Source organism: Xanthomonas sp. Leaf148 (assembly GCF_001423585.1).
Classification (GTDB): Bacteria; Pseudomonadota; Gammaproteobacteria; order Xanthomonadales; family Xanthomonadaceae; genus Xanthomonas.
The window spans coordinates 777498-800002 of the sequence record NZ_LMOP01000008.1 but is presented as its reverse complement, the minus strand read 5'-3'; the positions used below and the strand labels follow the sequence as shown (position 1 = coordinate 800002).

The following is a 22505-nucleotide window of genomic DNA, read 5'->3' as shown; positions in this document are numbered from 1 at the left end:
ATCCAGGCGTTGCTGCGCGCATCACCCTGCTGCATTGCCGCACGCGATTGCGCAGCAGCGCATGGCCGATGCCTAACGGTGCGCAGGCTCGCCCCGCTCCAGCTTGAACTGCAGGCAGGCGTCGTGAAAGCGCTGCAGATTCGGCGAAAAAAACTTGTCGCGATGCGCGATCAGAAAGAACCGCCGGGTCAGTCGCGGCAGCCCGCCACTCAGCGGCTTCAACTTCTTCGTTGCGATCAGCTCATCCACCACCCAGCGCGACAGGCAACTGACGCCCAAGCCCTGCACCACCATGTTCTTGATCGCTTCGGAGCTGCCGATCTGGCGGGTATCGGACAACGCATGCAGATGCCGCAGTAGCAACTGCTCGACCTCTTCACGCGTGCCCGAGCCTGGCTCGCGCAACAGCCAGTCGGCGTCGCGCAGGTCGGCCAGCGCGACCTTGGGCTGCTTGGCCAACGCATGTCGGCGACCGACCACGACCAGCAGTTCGTCCAGCAACCAGGGCTCCGCACGCAGCTCCGGCAAATGACAGGGCCCTTCGATCAACCCCATGTCCAACTCGAAGTTGGCCACCTTGCGCGCGATCGCGCTGCTATTGGCACTTTCCATATCCACGCGCAGCGCTGGCGCCTGCTTGCCTAGCGCATGCAGCACCAGCGGCAACACATGATTGCCGATCGTCGTACTGCAACCGATTTTCAAGCGACCTGTAGCGGCAGCGGTGCCTGGTTCGAAGCCCGCTTCGATCTCGTGTGCGCCATCGAGCAGCTTGCGCGCCTGCGGCAGCAGCGCGGTGCCGACATCGTTGAGCACCAGGCGTTTGCCGACGCGATCGAATAACTGCGTGCCCAATGCATGCTCCAGCTCATTGAGCGCCGCGCTGGTGGCCGACTGCGACAACGCCACCACCAGTCCGGCACTGGTGGTGCTGCCATGCTGGGCAATGGCGCAAAAGATCTGAAGTTGCCGCAGCGTCAGACGCACAATCTACCTGCCTTACAAGTATTGATTAGCGATATTACCCGTTTTACAGCTATAGACTGGCGCTCGACACTGTCGCCACTGCCTTCCCCATTGCGTCACATGCCGCCATGTCTACCGTCACTGCACTCCCAGTCACCCAGTGGCTGCGCCCCTTCAAGGCACTGTCCGGCCCGCGTGAGGTCATCCGTCAATTCACCCCGAGCTGGTTCGCGGTCACCATGGGCACCGGCATTTTTGCCCTGGCGCTCGGGCAACTGCCATGGCCTGTTCCAGGCTTGGCGGCGATCGGCGCGCGCCTGTGGATGTGCAACGTTGCGCTGTTTGTCGTCTTCGCACTGCTGTATGCCGCGCGTTGGGTGCTGTTCTTCGATGAAGCCAGACGGATCTTCGGGCACGCCAGCGCGTCGATGTTCCTGGGCACCATCCCGATGGGCCTGGCGACCATCGTCAACGGCCTGTTGCTATACGGCATGCCACGTTGGGGCAGCGCCGTGCTGCCGCTAGCCGAGGCCCTGTGGTGGGCGGATGTGGCGATGGCCGTGGCTTGCGGAGTGGGCGTGCCGTATCTGATGTTCACCCGGCAGCAGCACCGCATCGAGCAGATGACCGCGGTGTGGCTATTGCCGGTGGTGGCGGCCGAAGTGGCGGCGGCCAGCGGCGGGCTGCTGGCTCCGCACCTTGCCGATGCAGGCAGCCGGTTCGCGGTGTTGATTGCCAGCTATGCGTTGTGGGCGTATTCGGTGCCGGTGGCGATGAGCATCCTGGTCATCCTGCTGCTGCGCATGGCCTTGCATCAGCTGCCGCCGGCCAGCATGGCGGCATCGAGCTGGTTGTCGCTTGGCCCAATCGCGACCGGTGCGCTGGGCATGCTGGTGATGGGCGCCGACGCCCCGGCGATCTTCGCTGCACACGGGCTGGCCGAGCTCGGGCAGATCGCGGCGGGCATCGGCGTGATCGGCGGCGTGCTGTTCTGGGGCCTCGGCGCCTGGTGGCTGCTGCTGTCGGTGCTGATCACCGCACGCTATTTCCGTGCCGAGGTGCCGTTCAATCTGGGCTGGTGGGGTTTCACCTTTCCACTTGGCGTCTACGCCGTGGCCACCTTGAAACTTGGCGCGCTAGTGCAGCTGATGTTCTTCAATCTGCTCGGCGTCGCCCTGGTGGCCGTGCTTGGTGTGGTCTGGGCAGTCGTCGCGGCCAGGACGCTGGCAGGCGCATATCGCGGCAATCTATTTGTGTCGCCCTGCATTGCGGAGCTGCACAGCGAAACGACCGCGCCGTGAGTGGTGCAATAGGAGTGATTGATCGATTCGTTGCCATTGGATTTCGGCATCGCTGCGCTGTATTTAGCCAGCGACTAATCGGTCGTACATTGCATCCATTCGACATCGTGACTGTGAGTACCAAGCAAGCCTGGCAGCGTGCAGGCGCGATCGAATAGCGGGGTCAACTGCGCAGCATCAGTAACGCTGCAACCTTCCGATGGCAGCGTCCGCTTGAACCCACGCACGAGGAAGATGCGCATGCCGTTGATGAGCAACGGCATGCAGTCGTAACGACCACAAGCGCTGACAAGCGCGCCAATCCCTCAACGATCGACCACTACCGGCGCAATGCCGACAGCATGTTGCGGCGCATGCTCCGGCAGCGACGCCAGTACCGCGCTGCGGAAGCGCGCTGCAAAGGCGGCATCGTTGGCCTGATAAAACGCACGCGCATTGGCCGACAGCGTGTCCAGCGCGGCCTGCGGCATGGCGAGCGCGGTTTCCACCGCCTGCGCGATGCCCGCTGCGTCCACGTAGTAATACGACGCCAGGCGTCGCTGGCGCACGTCGCCCACCGGAATCAATACGCCATGTTCCGGTTTGACCAGCTCGTTCATCGGCTCGCCATCGGTGGCCAAGGTCACCGCCCCCACGCTCAGCGCTTCCATCAGGTAGTGGCCGAAGCCTTCGGCCTCGGAGGGACAGATGTGGAAGAGATGCGCGTTCTGCAGCCGACGTAACTCGGCATCGTCGAGATAACCGACCCTGTGATCGATGTTCGGCGCCACCACTGGTTTACCGGCGGTCCGCGGGTTTTGCACCACTGTCAGCAGCGGCCACTCCGGATGCTGCTTCCAGGTCTCCAGCAGCACGCGGGTGCCCTTGGCGGTGCTGCGCCCGGCCAGATGGAAAAACGCACGCTGGCGCGGCACCTGCGCATCGTGGCGATCCGGGCTGGTAAAGCCGATGAAACGCGTGGTGCAGCCCAGGCTCTGGAAAATCCGCTCGGCATGGTGGGTCTTGCACAGCACCGCGTCGAATTTCGGCAGCAACGGCAGCCACTTGGGCAGCAGCCATTCCGGATTGGGCACCAGCAGGTTGATCTGCCCCAGCGGCAGGCAGCGCGCATACACACGCTCGGAAAAGATCTGCAGCGGCACCCGCCCGAACAGCGCGCGACTGGCCCATAGCCGCACTTCGCGCCCGGTGTCCTGCAACCGCTGGCTGGTGAACCCCAGCTCCTGCACGGGCACGCCGCCGGCGCGCAAGGTCTGCGCCATCAGTACCATGTCGCGGGTCAGGCCCACGCCGTTGTCGCGGCTGATCACCCGCATCATCGGAAACGCCTTGTCATGCACGCACCCGCCATCGGGATGGCGCAGTGTCGAAGCGATGGTGTCCTGCGTGATGTCCCGTCCCGTCATGTTGCCTTGCACGTGTGCCAATAGTTGACAAATTTGATGTTTATGATGTGAGTTCCAGCCTTGCACCTGCGAGCACCATGTATCCGGTAGCCACCACCCTGCGCGGGCCGACCTCCGCGCCACCGACGATGATTCCCATGGACATGCAACAACCCCGCGTTCTTGTGGTCGACGACGACCCGGACCTGCGCAAGCTGATCGGCGAGTTCCTCGGCGCGCATGGCTACCAGGTGGACGTTGCCGAAAACGTGGCGGACATGCGCACGCGCATGGCGCAACGCCGCCCGGACCTCATCGTACTCGACGTGATGATGCCGGGAGAAGATGGGCTGAGCGCAGCCCGAGCCCTGGCCAGCGAACGCGGTTCGCCGGCGGTCATCATGCTCAGTGCGCTGGGCAACGACACCGACCGCATCATCGGCCTGGAAGTGGGCGCCGACGACTATCTGGCCAAACCCTGCAACCCGCGCGAACTGCTGGCGCGGGTGCGCGCCTTGCTGCGCCGCAGCCAAGCCAGCAACGAGCAGGCCGACCAGCGCGGAAATGTCTACGAATTCGCCGGCTGGCGCCTGGACGTGGTGCGCCGCGACTTGCGCGACCCCACCGGCATCTTCATCAATCTCTCCGACGGCGAATTCGCGCTGTTGCGCACCTTCGTCGAGCACCCGCAGCGCGTGCTCAGCCGCGACCAGTTGCTGGACTATGCGCGCGGCCGCGATACCGACGTCTACGACCGTGCCATCGACAGCCAGATCAGCCGCCTGCGCCGCAAGATCAACGAGCGCGTCCATACCGAACTGATTCGTACCGTACGCAATGAAGGCTACATGCTGCTGCCGGGCGTCTCGCGTCTGTGAGTAAACCGGCACGTCGCGGGCTGTCGATCTTTGCCCGCACGTTCGTCCTGCTGGCGGTGGCGCTGCTCACCGCCCAGGCCATCGGCATCGCCCTGCTGGTGATGCGCACCCCCGTCTACGAGCCGCCGGTGCACCCGCCGGAAGTGGTGGCGCTGCTGTCCACGCGCATGCCCGCCGGCACCCAGACCCTCAAGGTGCACGACAGCGTGCAGGTGCCAACGGCGCCGCCTGGCCAGGTGCGCGACGCCTTCGCAGAAATGCTGCTGGCCCACTGGCTGGATGTCGACGCGCAACGCGTGCGGTTCTATCGCAGTGCCGACGACCGCGAAAGCCCGCAGCTTGCCGCGGACCGACCGCGACGGCAGCACGCGGCCAGTGCCGCGGACAGCGACGGTATCCGACGGATGTCGCCGGAATGGGCGTCCGGCCGCCCAGCTGGCGACCCGCCGTTCGGCAATGGGCTGCGCATGGACCAGGCGCCGGACGATTGGGAAAGCGAACGCCTCACCCCCGGCGTGCCGCTGCTGGATGGCTTCACCGCCGCCCTGCAGCAGCCCGATGGCCGCTGGCGCACGGTGGAGTCACCGCGACGGCGGCTGTCGGCTGAGTTCAAGACCCATATCGTGCTGCTGTTCCTGGCCGGCCTGCTCGCCAATGTGCCGCTGGCATGGTGGTTCTCGCGCGCACTGTCGGCGCCGATCAAGCGCTTTGCCGAAGCCGCCGACCGGCTGGGCCGCAATCCCCACGCCGCCGCCTTGCAACGCAGCGGCCCGCCGGAGATCGTCCGCGCCGCCGATTCGTTCAATGCGATGCAGGGGCGTCTGAACCGGCTGATCAACGAACGTACCCACATGGTGGCGGCCATCGCGCACGACCTGCGCACACCGCTGGCGCGGCTGTCGTTTCGACTGGACGGCCTGCAACCGCCACTGCGCGAAAAGGCGCTGGCCGATATCGACGAAATGAAGGCGATGATTTCCGCGGCGCTGGATTTCATCCAGAACGATCGCCATCGCGGCGAACGCGCGCCGCTGGATCTGCGCCTGCTGGTAGAGAGCGTGGTCGACAACGCCACCGATATCGGCGCCGACGCGGTGCTGCTGCCCGGCCCGACCATCACCCTGGACGGCGACCCGCTGGCATTGCGCCGCGCGCTGATGAATCTTCTCGAAAACGCCCTGAAATACGGCAAGTGCGCGCGCCTGCAGCTCACCCGCGATGGCGAAGATGGTGTGTTGTGGATCGACGACGACGGCCCCGGCATCGACCCCACCCAGCGCGAACAACTGTTGCTGCCGTTCGTGCGTGGCGAGTCTTCGCGTAACCGTGGTACCGGCGGCATCGGCCTGGGCTTGTCGGTGGCGCATAGCATCGTGCTGGCGCATGGCGGCGACCTGCGCCTGGACAATCGCGCCCATGGCGGGCTGCGCGTAACGGTGCGCCTGCCGTGCATGCCGGAGCGGCGCTGAGCGCAGACCGGAACCGACGGGGACAAGGGATCAGCGCGCACGACCAGCAGTGGCCTCATCGCGCGCATCACGGGGCAACGTATTCCGCTGGCGACCAGGCTGTCGCGCCGAGCCAGGGGCGGTAACGCGCTCGTCGGTCACCCACGCGGAGAATGCGCGCGACCGTGCGCATCAGGGCCCCAAGGTGCAATCAGCACGCAACCAGGGCTTCACTGCTGACAGCTAACCGCTCACGCACTGACCCACAGCAACACGCGCCGCATCACGGCGCGTAGTCGACCGCACATCACTCAATCAGTACGCAAACTCACGGAATACACGGTCGATATCGCCGTTCCATGCGCCGTGATACAGCGCCAGCTTGCGCTCGGCGGCAGTGACGCCGCTTTCGGCAATCTCGGCGATCACGTCGACAAAGCCGGTTTCGTCCTGGCCATCGCCATTCAAGCGCGCGCGTCGGCGCAGGCCTTCGCGGGCGATGTTGACTGCCTCCACCGCCAGGTCGCGCACGGTACCGTTGCGGAACGGCAGGCCCAGCGCGTGCTTGGGCACGCCGTCGCGCAAGGCGTGGCGTTCGGTCGGGCTGAAATCCTTGACCAGGTCCCAGGCCGCATCGAGCGCGGTCTGGTCGTACAACAGGCCCACCCAGAACGCCGACAACGCGCACAGGCGATTCCACGGGCCGGCATCGGCGCCACGCATTTCCAGATATTTCTTCAGGCGCACTTCCGGAAACGCGGTGGTCATGTGGTCCGACCAATCGCGCAGCGTCGGCAACGCACCCGGCAACGCCGGCAGCTTGCCTTGCATGAAATCGCGGAAGCTCTGCCCGCTGGCATCGACATAGACGCCGTTGCGATACGAAAAATACATCGGCACATCGAGCAGATAATCGACGTACCGCTCGTAGCTAAAGCCGTCTTCGAACACGAAATCCAGCATACCGGTGCGATCGGCGTCGGTATCGGTCCAGATGTGCGAGCGATAGCTCAGGTAGCCGTTGGGCTTGCCCTCGGTGAACGGCGAATCGGCGAACAAGGCGGTGGCGATCGGCTGCAATGCCAGCGACACGCGGAACTTCTGCACCATGTCCGCTTCGGTGGCGTAATCCAGATTGACCTGCACCGTGCAGGTGCGCGTCATCATGTCCAGGCCGAGCGAGCCGACCTTGGGCATGTAGTTCTTCATGATCTGGTAGCGGCCCTTGGGCATCCACGGCATCTGGTCGCGACGCCACTTGGGCTGGAAGCCCATGCCCAGGAACCCAAGCTGCAACTCGCCGGCCACCTGTGCCACTTCGTCCAGATGGGTGCCGGTTTCCACGCAGGTGTCGTGCAGGGTTTCCACCGCCGCGCCGGACAGTTCCAGCTGTCCGGCCGGCTCCAGCGTCACCGAGGCGCCGTCGCGCAGCAGCGCGATGGTGTGGCCGTTTTCCTGCACCGGCTCCCAGCCGAAACGGGTCAACCCGGTCAGCAGGGCTTGGATGCCACGCGCGCCTTCGAAGGTGGGCGCGCGCAGGTCATCGAGCTGGAAGCCGAACTTCTCGTGCTCGGTCCCGATCCGCCAGTCCACACTGGGCTTCTCGCCGGAGGCCAGCACCTGGACCAGTTCCGCGCGTTCGGTAATCGGCGTTTCGGCAACGTGGCTGGGACTCGACAAGGGCAGGCTCGCAAACGTGAAGGGGTGGGACGATGTGGGGATACTTCCCAGCCACCGCAAGGCCCGCACTATACCCGCAGGGCATGCAAGTATTGCCGCCATCGGCCGGGCCTGAGATTTCCATCCATGCGCATGCCGCAGGATGAGCCGCAGTGCGCATCACCGCAGTCCACCGCTCCGCCTATGCGCCAGCCGGCCGCAACCGGTACACCGGTCGACCCTGGCTGCCGACAGGCCCGTGCCGACCGGCGCACACGAAGACGGCGAGCACTGGCTCGCCGTCTTGCATTGCATCAAAGGGCCGCGGCCGTGGCGGCCGCCAGGCATCACTCGGCCGCGGGCGTTTCCACACCCAGGCCCAGCCAACCGCCGACGATGCCGCGCAGTTCGTCCACACCCTGGCGCGATTCGCCGGAGTAGGTCTGGACGGTCACGCTGTCGCCGAAGCGCGAGGTCACTTCCTTCTTCACCTTCTGCAGGGTCTGCATCTGCTGGCCACGGCCGAGCTTGTCGGCCTTGGTCAGCAAGCCGTGCGCAGGCAGGCCGCGTTCGGCGGCGTAGCCCAGCATCTGCAGGTCGTAATCCTTGAGCGGATGGCGGATGTCCATCACCACCACCAGGCCGCGCAGCGCCTCGCGGGTGCGGAAATAGCGGTCGATGAAGGCCTGCCAGTGCGCCTGCAGGTCCTGCGGCACCTTGGCGTAGCCGTAACCGGGCAGATCCACCAGATAGCGCTCAGGCTGGATTTGGAAGAACACCAGCTGCTGGGTGCGACCGGGGGTCTTGGACACGCGGGCGAGCGCGTTCTGGCGGGTCAGCGCATTGAGTGCGCTGGATTTTCCGGCGTTGGAGCGGCCGGCGAAGGCCACCTCGTAACCGCCATCGTCGGGCAATTGCCGGGCGTTATGGGCGGACAGGTGGTAGCGGGCTTGTTCGATAAGGAGCGACATCTCACTAGGATCGCACGTTCGGGCCCGGCGGTTTTGCTGCACTGTTCGTTGACCCTGGCGCAAAGGCGTGTCGATAATCCAAGCATGCCTGCCACTGCCAGCACCCAACGCGCGCGGGCCGGGTCCATACGGAGCTTTAGCTGATGCGCCATGCTCGTGTGCTAGTCCTCACCGCCCTCGCCGTGCCGGTCATTGCCGCCGTGGCGTTTGCGCAATCGGCGGTCACGCCGATCCCCGATCCACCGCCCGTGCGCGTTGCGCCGCTGGAGGTGGATCTGGCCAAGACCACCTGGGGCGATGCCAAGGCCGGGCAGACAAAGGCGGCCGCCTGCGCCGCCTGCCACGGCCCCGACGGCAATCCGGCGGTAGCCATGTACCCGCGCATCGCCGGGCAAACCGAGCGCTACGTTGCGCATCAGGTGGCCCTGATCGCCAGCGGCGAGCGCAATAGCGGGATGTCGGCGGTGATGGTGCCGTTCGTCAAGGACCTCACCGCGCAGGACATGCGCGACCTGGGCGCCTACTTCGCGACCCAGAAGGCGTCCGCCGGGGTCGCCGACGACGCAGTGATCGCCGAGGGCCCGTATCAGGGCATGAAGTTCTACGAGGTCGGCGAAAAGCTCTACCGCGGTGGCGACATCGCGCGCGGCGTGCCGGCCTGCATGGCGTGCCACGGCCCGTCCGGTGGCGGCAATCCGGGCCCGGCGTACCCGCGCCTGGGTGGCCAGCATGCCGACTACGTGGCGCGGCGCCTGAAGGACTACCAGGCCGGCACCACCCAGGAGCGTAATCCGGCGCTGTTCAATATCATGGCGCAGGTGGCACGCCCGCTGAGCGAGCAGGAGATCCAGGCGCTGTCCAGCTATCTGCAAGGTCTGCACGACCGCGCCGACGATGCCGCCGCTGCACAGACGCCTGCCGGGACACCGGCGCGCTCATGAGCTGAGGCGCCCACCTGCTCCACCGTGTCACGACGCCGGTCCCGCGACCGGCGTCGTCGTTTCCCGCCCCCTCTTGAGATCCCCACGGAGCCTGCATGAATCTGCTTTCCCGCCTGTCCCTGCTGTTGTTGATCCTGGTGCCACTGGCGGCCTGCGCCGCCGACAAGACGGCGCCGCCGGTCGAAGGCGAGGACTACACCCTGATCGACGGCGGCCAGCCGTATGCGCCGCTGGCCGGCAAGGTCGAAGTGGTGGAAGTGTTCGGCTACACCTGCCCGCATTGCGCGCACTTTGAGCCGACGCTGGAAGCCTGGGCGGCCAAGCAACCGTCCTACGTGCGCTTCACCCCGGTGCCGGCAGCCTTTGGCGGGTTCTGGGACGCGTTTGCGCGTGCCTACTTCGCCGCCGACATCCTCGGCGTAGCCAAGCGCAGCCACCGCGCCATGTTCGACGCCATCCACGAAAAGCAGAGCGTGCCTTCCCAGAATGTGGCACCGGAAGAACTGGCGGCGTTCTACGCCGACTACGGCGTGCCGCAGCAGCGCTTCGTCGAGACCTACAAGAGCCAGGCGGTGGACGCCAAGCTGGATGCCGCGCGCGACTTCGCCAAGCGCAGCAAGCTGCCCGGTACCCCGGCCATCATCGTCAACGGGCGCTATCTGATCGGCGCGCGCAATTACCCGGACATGCTGCGCGTGGCCGACTACCTCATCGCCCGCGAGCACGCCGCAGCTGCCAAGCGCTGAACCGCGTAACCGCCACCGACGGCGGCCCGTGGCATCATGCGCCCCGCGGCCGTCCGGCCCTTTCCTCGCCCCACGCTGGAGATCCAATCCGATGAAGACCCGCTTCGCCCTGACGCTGATGGCGCTGCTGCCGATCCTGGTCGCCTGCAAGGCCCAGGACGGCTCGTCCGACACCGCACCTGCCGCCGCAACGCCGGCTGCCGAGACGGCGTCTGCACCTGCCGCTGCCCCGGCTGCCGATCCGGCCGCCCCGCCTGCGGTTGGCGAAAGCGCCACCACGCCGCCCGCCGCCGCGCCCAGCGCCGCTCCGCGCGCACCGAACGGCCCCGAGCCGGTCGCCGGCACCGACTATGTGGACATCCAGGCAGCCCAGCCGTACCAGCAGGCTGCCGGCAAGATCGAAGTGGCCGAGGTGTTCGGCTATGTCTGCCCGGCCTGCAACGCGTTCCAGCCGCTGATCGGGCCGTGGAAGGCCGGCCTGCCGTCGGACGTGCATTTCGTCTACGTCCCGGCGATGTTCGGTGGCCCGTGGGATGACTATGCGCGCGCGTTCTACGCCGCCGAGACGCTGGGCGTGCAGGAAAAGACCCACGAAGCGCTGTACAAGGCCATCCACGTCGACCAGACCCTCAAGGGCGAGCGCGGCAAGGATTCGGTGCAGGACATCGCCGCGTTCTACGCCAAGTACGGCGTGGACCAGAAGACCTTCATCGACACCATGAGCAGCTTCGGCGTCTCGGCCAAGACCAACCGCGCCAAGCAGTTCGCTACCCGTAGCCAGATCACCGGCACGCCGTCGCTGATCGTCAACGGCAAGTACCTGGTCAAGGGCAAGAGCTTCCCGGACATGCTGCGCATCGCCGATCACCTGATCGCGCGCGAACGCGCCACGCTGGCCAAGTGATCGGGGCGACCGCCGCATCGTGAACGCTTCGGACTCGCGCACCCTGCGGGTGCTGACCGCCAATATCCAGGCCGGTTCCAGCACCCGCCGTTACAGCGACTACGTCACCCGCAGCTGGTCGCACGCGTTACCGCTGGGGGCCAAACGCACCAGCCTGGACAGCATCGCCAAGCTGGCCGGCGACCGCGACATCGTCGGCCTGCAGGAGGCCGACCCAGGCAGCCTGCGCTCGGGCTTCACCAACCAGACCCACTATCTGGCCGAGCGTGCCGGCTTCCACTACTGGAGCCACCAGCCCAACCGCCGCATGGGTGGGGTGGCGTCCAGTGCCAACGGCTTGCTGAGCAAGCTGGAACCGCTGGAAGTCCAGGACCACGCCCTGCCCGGCCGCATCGGCGGGCGCGGCATCCTGCTGGCCAAGTTCGGGCAAGGCCGCGATGGATTGGCCGTGGCAGTGGCGCATCTGTCGCTGGGCGCCAATTCGCGCATGGCCCAGTTGGCCTTCATCGCCGAGCTGCTGTCCGAGCATCCCAACGCGATGCTGATGGGCGACTTCAACTGCGTGGCCGACCGGCCGGAGATGCAGGCGTTGTATCGGCATACGCGATTGCAGCCGCCGAGCTGCGTGGTGCACACCTTCCCAAGCTGGCGCCCGGACCGGGCAATCGACCATATCCTGGTCAGCGACAGTCTGGTGATCGAGCACACCGAAGCGATTCCTGCCGCGTTCTCCGATCATCTGGCAGTGGGCATGGACATCCGCGTTCCGCTGCAGTTGCTGCGCTAGCGCACGCAAAGTGCCGACGGGTTCGCACTGGCGAACTCGACCGACGACACCCCCTAGACACCGCCTGTGCGATAACGCAGGCGGTTTTTCGTTGGGAGCACGTCACGTGATACGCATCCTATGAGTGCGTTGGTATGAGTGCAGTCGAACCGCAGCCGTTGCCGGTGCGCACCTTGCGGCCGGTGTTTTTGTTGGCGGCGACGGTGGTGTGCACATTCGCCTTGCTGGTTGCGCTGTTTCCGCTGGACGCAGGGCGCGTGCTGCTGGATGCGCAGACCTGGGCCTCGCGCAATGTCGGTTGGTACTACCTGCTGGCGATGACGCTGTATCTGGTGTTCGTGCTGGGCACTGCGCTCTCCAGTTACGGCAACATCAAGCTCGGCGCCGATCACGATGAACCGGAATTCAGCTATCTCTCCTGGGCCGGCATGTTGTTCGCGGCCGGTATCAGCATCACGCTGTTCTTTTTCTGCGTCTCCGAACCGCTGACCCATTATCTGCAGCCGCCCCAAGGCGGCACCGGCAGCGGTGAAGCGTCCGCACGTCAGGCCATGCAATTGCTGTTTCTGCATTGGGGCCTGCACGGCTGGGGCGTGTTCGCGCTGGCGGCCATGGCGCTGGCGTATTTCGCCTTTCGCCACAACCTGCCGCTCGCATTGCGCTCGGCGCTGTATCCACTGATCGGCAAGCGCATCAACGGGCCGATCGGCTACACCGTGGATGCGCTGGGCATCGTCGCGACGGTGTTCGGCATTGGCGCAGACATGGGCTTTGGCGTGCTGCATCTCAATGCCGGGCTGAGCACCTTGTTCGATGTGCCGCACACGCATTGGGTGCAGGTCGCGCTGATCGTGGCGATGATGGGCGCGGCGATTGTGGTGGCAGTGTCCGGCGTCGAAAAAGGCGTGCGCTGGATGTCGGACATCAACATGCTGCTGGCAATCGCGCTGCTGTTGTTCATGCTGTTTGCCGGCCCCACGCAATACCTGCTCAATGCCTTGATGCAGAACCTGGGCGACTACCTGGGCAGCGTGGTCGGCAAGAGTTTCGACGTCTATGCCTATGGCGGCCGTGCCGACTGGTTGGGCAACTGGACGGTGTTCTACTGGGCGTGGTGGATCGGCTGGGCACCCTTCGTCGGCTTGTTCATCGCGCGCATCTCGCGCGGCCGCACCATTCGTGAATTCGTGCTGGGCGTGTTGCTGATCCCGCTGGGATTCACCCTGGCGTGGTTGTCGATCTTCGGCAATAGCGCGCTGGATCAGTTGCTGCACCATGGCCAGGGCGCATTGGCGCAACAGGCCATCGATGCGCCGCAGACGGTGCTGTACTCGCTGCTGCAAAACTACCCGTGGAGCCGTACCGTAATCACGGTGACGGTGGCGATCAGCTTTGTGTTCTTTGTCACCTCTGCCGACTCCGGCACCGTGGTGCTGTCCACGCTGTCCTCGCACGGCGGCGAGCCGCACGACGACGGCCCGCGCTGGCTGCGCGTGTTCTGGGGCGTGCTCACCGCCGTGGTCACTGCAGGTTTATTGCTGGCCGGTAGCATGGACGCGCTGAAATCGGCAGTGGTATTGGCATCGCTGCCGTTTTCTGCGGTGTTGCTGCTGATGGCCTGGGGTCTGTCGCGCGCGCTGAGCGAAGAATCGCAGCGCAAACGTGCGCAGCTCTACAGCCCCAGCCCGCTCATCGGGCAATCGCGTCATCACGGTGGCTGGCGGCAGCGCCTGGGCCAGGCGATGCACTTCCCGGCGCGCGATGAGGTCTACCGCTTCATGCACGACCAGGTGCGCCCGGCGATCGAAGCGGTGGCCGCACAGTTGCAGGAAGAAGGCTGGAAGGTCAGCAGCCGCGTCGACGACGGCGACATGGAAATCAGCGTCGATCACGGAGAACAACAAGGCTTCCGCTACCAGGTGGTGATGCGCGGATATCTCACTCCGTCGTTTGTGGCGCAGCGTTTCCGCAACCAGCGCTATTACCGCGCCGAAGTCTATCTGTACGAAGGCAGTCAGGACTACGACCTGGTCGGCTACAGCCGCGAACAAATCATCAACGACATCATCGATCAATACGAGCGTCACCTGCAGTTTTTGCACCTCACACGCTGAGTTGCGTCGCTGCGGCGACCGTCCCAAGGAGGTTTGTCATGCCACGTTTCCCCGACCAGCTGCTGTACATCGGCGGCCGATATGTTCCCGCCCGCGGCGGCCACACGTTCGAAGTGATCAACCCTGCCACCGGCGAAGTGCTGGCCAATGTGCACAACGCTGGCGCCGACGATCTGGACGCCGCGGTCGATAGCGCCAAGGCCGGCCAACGCGTGTGGGCGGCGCTGACGACAGTGGAGCGCTCGCGCATCCTGCTGCGCGCGGTGGCATTGCTGCGCGAGCGCAACGACGCGCTGGCCGAGCTGGAGACGCTCAACACCGGCAAGCCGCTGAGCGAAACGCGCAGCGTGGACGTCGTCACCGGCGCCGACGTGCTGGAATACTACGCCGGCGTATCGCAGGCGCTGCAAGGCGTGCAGGTGCCGTTGCGCGAAGGCAGCTTCTTCTACACGCGGCATGAGCCGCTGGGCGTGGTCGGCGCGATCGGTGCGTGGAATTACCCGATCCAGATCGCACTGTGGAAGGCCGCGCCCGCGCTGGCGGCTGGCAATGCAATGATCTTCAAACCCAGCGAGGTAACGCCGCTTACCGCACTCAAGCTGGCCGAAATCTTCACTGAAGCCGGCCTGCCCGATGGCGTGTTCAATGTGCTGCCCGGCGACGGCGCCAACGTGGGCACCGCACTCACCGAACACCCGCAGATCGAAAAGATCAGCTTCACCGGCGGCACCGCCACCGGGCGCAAGGTAATGGCCAGCGCATCGAGTTCGTCACTGAAAGACGTGACCATGGAGTTGGGCGGCAAATCGCCGTTGATCGTGTGCGCCGATGCCGATCTGGATCTGGCCGCCGACATCGCGATGATGGCCAACTTCTACAGCTCCGGGCAGGTGTGTACCAACGGCACCCGCGTATTCGTGCCGCGTGCGCTGCGTACCGCCTTCGAAGCGCGGCTATTGGCACGCGTGCAACGCATCCATATCGGCGACCCGCTCGATACGAACACGACGTTTGGTCCGATGGTCAGCGCCGCGCACATGCAGCGCGTGCTGGACTACATCGACCAGGGCAAGGCCGAAGGTGCGCGCCTGCTCTGCGGCGGCGAGCGGCTACGCGACGGTGCACTGGCGCAAGGCTACTACGTGGCACCGACGATCTTCAGCGATTGCACCGACGTGATGGCGATCGTGCGCGAGGAAATCTTCGGGCCGGTACTGAGCCTGCTCACCTACGACGACGAAGACGAAGCGGTGACCCGTGCCAATGCCACCACGTACGGGTTGGCCGCCGGTGTGGTCACGCCCGATCTGGCGCGTGCGCACCGGCTGATCCATCGTCTAGAAGCGGGCATCTGCTGGATCAATACCTGGGGCGAGTCGCCTGCACCCATGCCGGTGGGCGGTTACAAGCAGTCCGGCGTGGGGCGCGAAAATGGACTGGCGACCCTGCAGGCGTATACGCGCACCAAGTCGATACAGGTCGAGCTGGAACGCTACGCATCGGTGTTTTAAGCGGCCCACGCCGCAACGCACGCAATCGATGGATGCATGCGTTGCGCCCAACACACGCGCTGCGTGCACCGGCACGTTGCCGCGCACAGAACAACGACTGCGCAGTGCCTTGACTGCCGCTGCACCGCACACGCATCAGGAGACCACCATGCAACGCGAATACGACTACATCATCATCGGCGCCGGCTCGGCAGGCAACGTGCTGGCTGCCCGTCTGACCGAAGACCCCGGCGTGACGGTGCTCTTGCTCGAAGCGGGCGGGCCGGATTATCGGCTGGATTTCCGCACCCAGATGCCGGCCGCACTCGCGTTTCCGCTGCAGGGCCGCCGCTACAACTGGGCCTATGAAACCGAGCCGGAGTCGCACATGGACAACCGGCGCATGGAATGCGGGCGCGGCAAAGGCCTGGGCGGTTCGTCGCTGATCAATGGCATGTGCTACATCCGCGGCAACGCGCTCGACTTCGACCACTGGGCCAAACGCCCGGGTCTGGAAGACTGGAGCTACCGCGACGTGTTGCCCTACTTCCGCAAGGCCGAGACGCGCGACATCGGCGCCAACGATTATCACGGCGGCGAAGGCCCGGTCAGCGTGGCCACGCCGAAGAACGACAACAACGTGCTGTTCCACGCGATGGTCGATGCCGGCGTGCAGGCAGGCTATCCGCGTACCGACGATCTCAATGGCTACCAGCAGGAAGGCTTCGGTCCGATGGATCGCACCGTGACGCCACAGGGCCGTCGTGCGAGCACGGCGCGCGGGTATCTGGACATGGCAAAGCCGCGCGATGGCCTGCACATCGTCACCCACGCCACCACCGATCGCATCCTGTTTGCCGGCAAGCGCGCGATCGGCGTGCATTACCTGGTCGGCAACAGCAGCGAGGGCATCGATGCGCATGCACGCCGCGAAGTGCTGGTCTGTGCCGGCGCCATCGCCTCACCGCAGCTGTTGCAGCGCTCCGGCGTCGGCGCACCGGATCTGCTGCGCGCACTCGACGTCCAGCTGGTCCACGACCTGCCCGGCGTCGGCCAGAATCTGCAGGATCATCTGGAGGTCTATATCCAGTACGCCTGCACCAAACCGGTGTCGTTGTATCCGGCGCTGCAATGGTGGAACCAACCCGCGATTGGCGCCGAGTGGCTGTTTGCCGGCACCGGCACCGGCGCCAGCAATCAGTTCGAAGCCGGCGGCTTTATCCGCACGCGCGATGAGTTCGACTGGCCCAACATCCAGTACCACTTCCTGCCGGTGGCGATCAATTACAACGGCAGCAATGCGGTGAAGGAACATGGGTTTCAGGCGCATGTCGGCTCGATGCGCACGCCCAGCCGCGGGCATGTGCACGCCAAGTCGCGCGACCCGCGCCAGCATCCGTCCATCCTCTTCAACTACCAGTCCACCGATCAGGACTGGCAGGAATTTCGCGATGCGATCCGCATCACCCGCGAGATCATCGCGCAGCCCGCGCTGGACCCTTACCGCGGACGCGAGATCAGCCCCAGCGCCGATTGCAAGACCGACGCCGAGCTGGACGCGTTCGTGCGCTCACGTGCAGAGACCGCGTATCACCCGTCGTGCTCGTGTGCGATGGGCACCGATGACATGGCCGTGGTGGATGGACAAGGCCGCGTGCATGGCATGGAAGGCCTGCGCGTCATCGATGCCTCGATCATGCCGCGCATCATCACCGGCAACCTCAACGCGACCACGATCATGATCGCCGAGAAGATCGCCGACCGCATGCGGGGACGTGCGCCATTGGCGCGCAGCACGGCCGATTACTACATCGCCGGCGACGCGCCGGTGCGTCGATAACGATCGGCCACGAGTGAAGGCTGCGGATGCACAGGTGCGTTCTGACGCATCGCGCATCCGCAGCCCATCGCAAGCATTGCGCCATCGTCGAAACAGGCGCCTTGCCATGACGGACAAGCCACGCTGCCCCACCCCGCGACAGCCCCAGTCACGCGGTGCCATCGCCCCACACGCGTGGGATATGCTTCGAGCATGAACTCGGACATCCACCCGGAAGCCGCCATCGCGCCCGGCTATCTGGCCAACCATGCCGCGCGCGTCTTCAATCGCAGTGTCGACGCGCGCCTGCGCGAACACGGGCTGACGCTTGCGTTGATTGCGCCGTTGCTGCTGCTGTCGTGGAAAGGCCCGATGCTGCAGCGGGACCTGGTGCGCCACTCCGCAGTGAAGCAGCCTGCGATGGTGGCGCTGCTGGACAAGCTTGAAGCGATGGCGCTGATTGCGCGCGAGGCGTTGTCCAGCGACAAACGCGCCGCCACTGTTCGGCTGACCGATGCCGGTCAAGACGCCGCTGCCACCGGGCGCACCGCGCTGCTTCACTTCAATGCCGTCGGCGTCTCGGGCTTTTCCAGCGAGGAAGCCGCGCTGCTGACCGTTCTGCTTGGCCGACTGATCGGCAATCTGGAAACCGCCGCAAGCGAATAGCATCACGCATGATATTTAAGTATCATGCGTGATATACATTCACTGCAGGAGCGGCACCATGTCCCGTCGGATTCTCATCAGTGGCGCAAGCGTCGCCGGGACCACTGCGGCATGGTGGCTCGATGCTTACGGAGTCGAGGTCGACGTCGTCGAACGCGCGCCGGCGTTTCGTAATGGCGGCCAGAACGTCGACGTGCGCGGCAATGCGCGCGAGGTGCTGCGCCGCATGGGACTGGAGGCGTGTGCATTCGAACGTAGCACCAAGGAACTCGGCACCGATTGGGTGAGCGAAAACAATCGCGTCATTGCGCGCTTCAAGGCAGACGAGTCCGACACCGACGGCGGGCCCACTGCCGATCTGGAAATCCGTCGCGGCGACCTCGCGCGCATCCTGTATGACGCCACCCGCGAGCGCGTGCCCTATCGCTTCGGCGACAGCATTTGCGACCTCGCCCAGGACCCAAACGGCGTCGACGTCACCTTCCACAGCGGCCACTCCGCACGTTACGACGCTGTCATCGTCGCCGAAGGCGTTGGTGCGCACACGCGTGAGCTGGTGTTTCCCGGCGAGAACGTGCCGTACTGGATGGACATGACAATTGCGTACTTCAGCATCCCCCGACTCCCGCACGACAGTGCCTATGCCAGGCAATACAACACGGTGGGTGGGCGCGGCGCGACGTTGAAGCCTGCCCTGGACGGCAAGCTGGGCGCCTATCTCGGCCTGCAGAAGCGGCCCGAGGGCGAGAACGCATGGAGCCCGGAGCGGCAACGGCACTACATGCAAGCGCAATTTGCCAACGACGGCTGGGAATTCCCGCGCATTCTCGAGGCGATGAAGGATGTCGACGATTTCTACTTCGAGGTGCTGCGACAGGTGCGCATGCCGCGCTGGTCCGCTGGCCGGGTAGTGTTGACCGGCGATGCCGCGTGGTGCCCCACATCGCTATCGGGCATCGGCACGACGCTGGCGATGGTGGGCAGCTATGTACTGGCGGGCGAACTTGCCCAGGCCAGCGCACCGACGCAAGCGTTTACGCACTACGAACGGATCATGCGCCCGTTCGTCAAAGAGGGGCAGAACGTTCCCAAGATCGTCCCTCGCCTGCTCTGGCCGCACTCCACTGTCGGGCTGACGCTGTTGCGCGGCGCGATGCGCTTGGCAGGCACCCCGCTTGTCCGACGCGTCATCAACAACAGTTTTGCGCGCGATTCCAACAGCATCGCCTTGCCAGACTATCGGCAGCTAGAGCCGCGCTGAAACAGTCGTTGTCGCCAATCGACGACAACGACTGCACGATAACCCGCCCGCGCTGCAGTGCCCCGCTGCGATACGCCGGCAACCGGCACCTGCGCATCACCTGCCATAACCACGCGCGGTGCGACGACCACTCATCTGCGTCGCCGCGATCACCCAATCAGCCTGCGTGGTTCTCACTGAAGAACCACGCAGCGTCCGGCCGCCCTAGAACTTCAAATCCACACGCGCATACCAGAAGCGCCCACCGGGAATGTCGTAAGTGGACGCGTCATAGCCGTTGAGTGAGCACGACAGGCAGAGCGGAGGATCCTTGTCGAACACGTTGTTCAAGCCAGCCGTGAGTTGCAGCCCCTTGAGCCAATCGACGCGATACCCCACCTGCGCATCGTGATAGGTGATCGCGTCCAGACGATTGGTGCCCACGGCAGGATTGGAGCACACCGCAAATTCCACCGCATCGCCGCACTGCTCGGTGAGCTTGGAGATGTGGCGCGCCGTCCACGATGCGGTCCAGTGACCCAGCGACCAATCCAGCACGGCATTGCTGGTCCACTCGGGAATCGCACTGTCGACGACTTCGATGCCCGGCCCCTGCGGCTGCCGCTGTCCAGCCGCACCCAGCGCTTCGTAACGACCCACGAAGGTGTTTTGCCACGACAACTTGAAGCGGCCAAGCGCGCTTTCCGGCAGCGTCCAGAACAGATCCACATCCCAACCATCGGTCTTGATCGAACCCAGATTGGTCAGCCGGTTGTTGAAGGCATTGATGCCGCCGGTGGACGCGCGGCCGATGCCGTCGCAGTACAGCGCATCCAGCGTGTCCACACACAGATCCAGCTGCGTCTGCGCATTGATGGCCTGGATCGCGCCGTCGACATGATGGCGATAGAACGTCACTTCCATGTCCAGCCGGTCGGACCAGCTGGCGTTGCTGGCAAAGCCCGGGCTGAAGACAAAGCCGGCACTGAAGCTGCGCGAGCGCTCCGGGTCCAGCTGCTCGTTGCCGCCGGTGGTGACCGAGATCTGCTGGTTGGCCTGCTGGTAACCACCCGGCACGCCGAGTGCGGCGCAGTTGGCCGCACTGCCGCGCGGGGCGGTGCCGCCCAGGCCGATCGAGCACGGATCGGATAACTGCAAATCGGCGCGCGCGGCCGAACCGAACAGCTCGCCGATGGTCGGTGCACGGAAGCCTTCGGCGTAGCTGGTCCGCAACACCAACTCGTCGGTGACCTGCCAACGCAGGCCGTACTTGGGCGTGAATTCGCCGCCGAAGGTGGAGTAATCCGAATAGCGCCCGGCGATATTCAGATCGAGTTTGTCGCCCAACGACGAGTTGGCGAAGATCGGGATATTGAGTTCGAGATACGCCTCGTTGACGTCGTAGCTACCGGAAGTCGGCAACGACGGCACGCCGTTGTAGCGGCCGGCCACGGTGAGCGGATCGGGCTGATATGAGCCCTCGTACTTGCGGTATTCGTAGCCGCTGGCAAACGACACCGCGCCGCCCGGCAGCTGGAACAATTCGCTGCTGAGGTTGGCGGTGAACAGGCTCAACTCGTTCTGGCTGCGGTCGCGCACCACCGGCTGGATCCAGCGCAACATGTCCGGCGTGATGCTGCCCGCACCGCTAAAGATATCCAGCGGCACGCAGCCAGCCACCGCCGCGCATGCGGCCGGATCGCCCAACGCCAGATTGATGTTGAACAGGTTGTAGCTGCCGTAGTTGGTCTGCTCGGCCTTGTTCTTGCTGTACATGCCGTTGACGTCCCAATACCAGGTGCGCGCGGCCGCTTCGAAGGTGCCCACCAACCCGGTGCCGAAGTACTGCGTATCCACCTGCTGCTCGTAGCGACGCGGCCCGCCTTCCACCGGACGTCGGCCGATCTGGATCAGGTTAGTGGCCGAATTCAGATCGAAGCCGAACGGATTGAACGGATTCAAGCCAGAAATCACGATGTTGTCGGCGAGCGGATTGCCGGTGCCGGCATCGGGGCCGAGAAAGATCGGCTCCGGCGCGGCCTGGTTGGTCGACTCGCGCCGATTGCCCAACGCCTTGACGTACCACTGCACGTCGTCGTTGAAGTAATAGCGGAATTGCGCAAACACGCCCTTGCGCTCGGACGGTGTCAGCAGCAGGTTCTGTTCGGCGAAGTTGTAGCGGTCTGCGGTGCCGAAGCAGTGGTAGTCGTCGCTGCGCGTGCAGCCCGCGCTGCCGTCGTATTGCGGCGTGCCGACGCCGGCATTGGGGGTGAGGTTCTGGCGCGCGCCGGTCGTGGGGTCGACGAATTGAAAGCGCCCATCCGGTGTGGCCGAGCTGCCGAAGGTCAGGCCGGTGCCCGGGATCGGGAAGCGCGCCTGTGCACGGTCGCGCGCATAGATCGGGTCCTGCTTGACGTAGCTGGCGCCTAAAAACAGGCTGAAATCCTCACCGCTGGTGCCCCAGGCCAGATCCACGCCCTGGTTGGCGCCATCGCCCTTGCCGTACTGGCCGTAGTTGAGCGTGACCTGTGCACCGTCGAAGCTGCGCCGGGTGATGATGTTGACCACGCCGGCAATCGCATCGGAACCGTATAACGACGAGGCGCCATCTTCGAGCACTTCGATGCGTTCGACGATCGCCAGCGGAATGGTATTGAGGTCGGTCGACGAGCCCACACCCGAGGCGGACGACTCATTGACCCAGCGGATGCCATCGACCAGCACCAGCACGCGCTTGGAGCCGAGGTGGCGCAGATCCACCTGCGCCGAACCCGCGCCCACGCCGCCGCCGTCGGGCGGAAAGCCGAAATTGCCGGACGAATTGAACTTGGCGTTGAGCGCCGAACCGGACGCGGTGAGTTCCTGCAGCACTTCGCCGATCGAGGTCAGGCCGGTGCGCTCGATGTCGGCGCGGTTGAGCGTCTGGATCGGCACCTGGCCTTGCAGCTCGGCAGTCCTGATGCGGGTGCCGGTGACTTGCACGCTATCGAGCGTGCGCGTACCGGGGGTCGCCTCGGGCTGTTGCGCCCAGGCCAGCGTGGGAATCAGACACAACGACAACTGCACGGCCAGGCATGACCGAGACGGGCCAATCAGACGCTTCATCCTTTCTCTCTCCAGAAGGATCTTTAAGTGTCCGCACGCCCCCGTGCCCTGCGGTCCGGCCCAAGTTGTAAACGAAACCTTAACG

17 protein-coding genes are annotated in these 22505 nt (G+C 65.1%); 12 read left to right on the top strand and 5 right to left on the bottom strand.

Translation table 11 applies throughout. The features are described 5' to 3' along the window. Positions 1–72: 72 nt before the first annotated feature. On the bottom strand, positions 73–987 hold the full coding sequence (locus ASF90_RS08145) for a LysR family transcriptional regulator (RefSeq protein WP_055848248.1): 915 nt from the start codon (positions 985–987) through the stop codon (positions 73–75). A gap of 107 nt (positions 988–1094) precedes the next feature. Here ASF90_RS08145 and ASF90_RS08140 point away from each other — a divergent pair, with 107 nt between their 5' ends. After that, complete coding sequence (locus ASF90_RS08140) at positions 1095–2267, top strand: TDT family transporter (RefSeq protein ID WP_055848245.1); 1173 nt, start codon at positions 1095–1097, stop codon at positions 2265–2267. 305 nt (positions 2268–2572) lie between these two features. On the opposite strand, the gene ASF90_RS08130 is transcribed toward ASF90_RS08140, so the two are convergent. Continuing rightward, complete coding sequence (locus tag ASF90_RS08130) at positions 2573–3673, bottom strand: glycosyltransferase (protein ID WP_055850256.1); 1101 nt, start codon at positions 3671–3673, stop codon at positions 2573–2575. A 137-nt stretch (positions 3674–3810) separates the two neighbouring features. On the opposite strand from ASF90_RS08130, the gene ASF90_RS08125 reads away from it, so the two are divergent. Continuing rightward, on the top strand, positions 3811–4530 hold the full coding sequence (locus ASF90_RS08125) for a response regulator transcription factor (protein ID WP_115560191.1): 720 nt from the start codon (positions 3811–3813) through the stop codon (positions 4528–4530). Beyond that, positions 4527–5999, top strand: a complete 1473-nt coding sequence (locus ASF90_RS08120; RefSeq protein WP_055848237.1) for an ATP-binding protein — start codon at positions 4527–4529, stop codon at positions 5997–5999. The genes ASF90_RS08125 and ASF90_RS08120 overlap by 4 nt, the downstream gene beginning before the upstream one ends. Positions 6000–6293: 294 nt before the next feature. On the opposite strand, the gene ASF90_RS08115 is transcribed toward ASF90_RS08120, so the two are convergent. Both ASF90_RS08115 and yihA read right to left on the bottom strand, forming a co-directional pair. After that, positions 6294–7658 carry a glutamate--cysteine ligase gene (locus tag ASF90_RS08115; RefSeq protein ID WP_055848234.1) on the bottom strand — a complete coding sequence of 455 codons (1365 nt, stop codon included), beginning with the start codon at positions 7656–7658 and terminating at the stop codon, positions 6294–6296. Positions 7659–7984: 326 nt separating this feature from the next. After that, positions 7985–8608 (bottom strand): ribosome biogenesis GTP-binding protein YihA/YsxC, encoded by a 624-nt coding sequence (yihA, locus tag ASF90_RS08110; RefSeq protein WP_055848231.1) that lies wholly within the window; start codon positions 8606–8608, stop codon positions 7985–7987. A gap of 143 nt (positions 8609–8751) precedes the next feature. On the opposite strand from yihA, the gene ASF90_RS08105 reads away from it, so the two are divergent. The 9 genes from ASF90_RS08105 to ASF90_RS08065 all read left to right on the top strand — a co-directional run bounded on the left by ASF90_RS08105 (position 8752) and on the right by ASF90_RS08065 (position 19336). Further along, on the top strand, positions 8752–9549 hold the full coding sequence (locus ASF90_RS08105; protein ID WP_055848228.1) for a c-type cytochrome: 798 nt from the start codon (positions 8752–8754) through the stop codon (positions 9547–9549). A gap of 95 nt (positions 9550–9644) precedes the next feature. Then, entirely contained in the window at positions 9645–10295 is a 651-nt protein-coding gene (locus ASF90_RS08100; RefSeq protein ID WP_055848225.1) for a thiol:disulfide interchange protein DsbA/DsbL, read from the top strand. A gap of 91 nt (positions 10296–10386) precedes the next feature. After that, positions 10387–11199, top strand: coding sequence for a thiol:disulfide interchange protein DsbA/DsbL (locus ASF90_RS08095; RefSeq protein WP_055848222.1), 813 nt, complete (start codon positions 10387–10389; stop codon positions 11197–11199). A gap of 49 nt (positions 11200–11248) precedes the next feature. Next, positions 11249–11986 carry an endonuclease/exonuclease/phosphatase family protein gene (locus ASF90_RS08090; RefSeq protein WP_055848219.1) on the top strand — a complete coding sequence of 246 codons (738 nt, stop codon included), beginning with the start codon at positions 11249–11251 and terminating at the stop codon, positions 11984–11986. A gap of 134 nt (positions 11987–12120) precedes the next feature. Then, positions 12121–14100, top strand: a complete 1980-nt coding sequence (betT, locus tag ASF90_RS08085) for a choline BCCT transporter BetT (protein WP_055848216.1) — start codon at positions 12121–12123, stop codon at positions 14098–14100. A gap of 38 nt (positions 14101–14138) precedes the next feature. Beyond that, positions 14139–15611, top strand: a complete 1473-nt coding sequence (gene betB, locus ASF90_RS08080; protein WP_055848213.1) for a betaine-aldehyde dehydrogenase — start codon at positions 14139–14141, stop codon at positions 15609–15611. A gap of 148 nt (positions 15612–15759) precedes the next feature. Beyond that, entirely contained in the window at positions 15760–17430 is a 1671-nt protein-coding gene (gene betA / locus ASF90_RS08075) for a choline dehydrogenase (protein WP_055850255.1), read from the top strand. Positions 17431–17622: 192 nt separating this feature from the next. Further along, on the top strand, positions 17623–18075 hold the full coding sequence (locus ASF90_RS08070) for a MarR family winged helix-turn-helix transcriptional regulator (protein WP_055848211.1): 453 nt from the start codon (positions 17623–17625) through the stop codon (positions 18073–18075). Positions 18076–18133: 58 nt separating this feature from the next. Then, on the top strand, positions 18134–19336 hold the full coding sequence (locus tag ASF90_RS08065; RefSeq protein ID WP_055848208.1) for an FAD-dependent monooxygenase: 1203 nt from the start codon (positions 18134–18136) through the stop codon (positions 19334–19336). A 204-nt stretch (positions 19337–19540) separates the two neighbouring features. Here the strand turns inward: ASF90_RS08065 and ASF90_RS08060 are convergent, their stop codons facing one another. Next, positions 19541–22420, bottom strand: a complete 2880-nt coding sequence (locus tag ASF90_RS08060; RefSeq protein WP_055848204.1) for a TonB-dependent receptor — start codon at positions 22418–22420, stop codon at positions 19541–19543. Positions 22421–22505 lie beyond the last annotated feature (85 nt).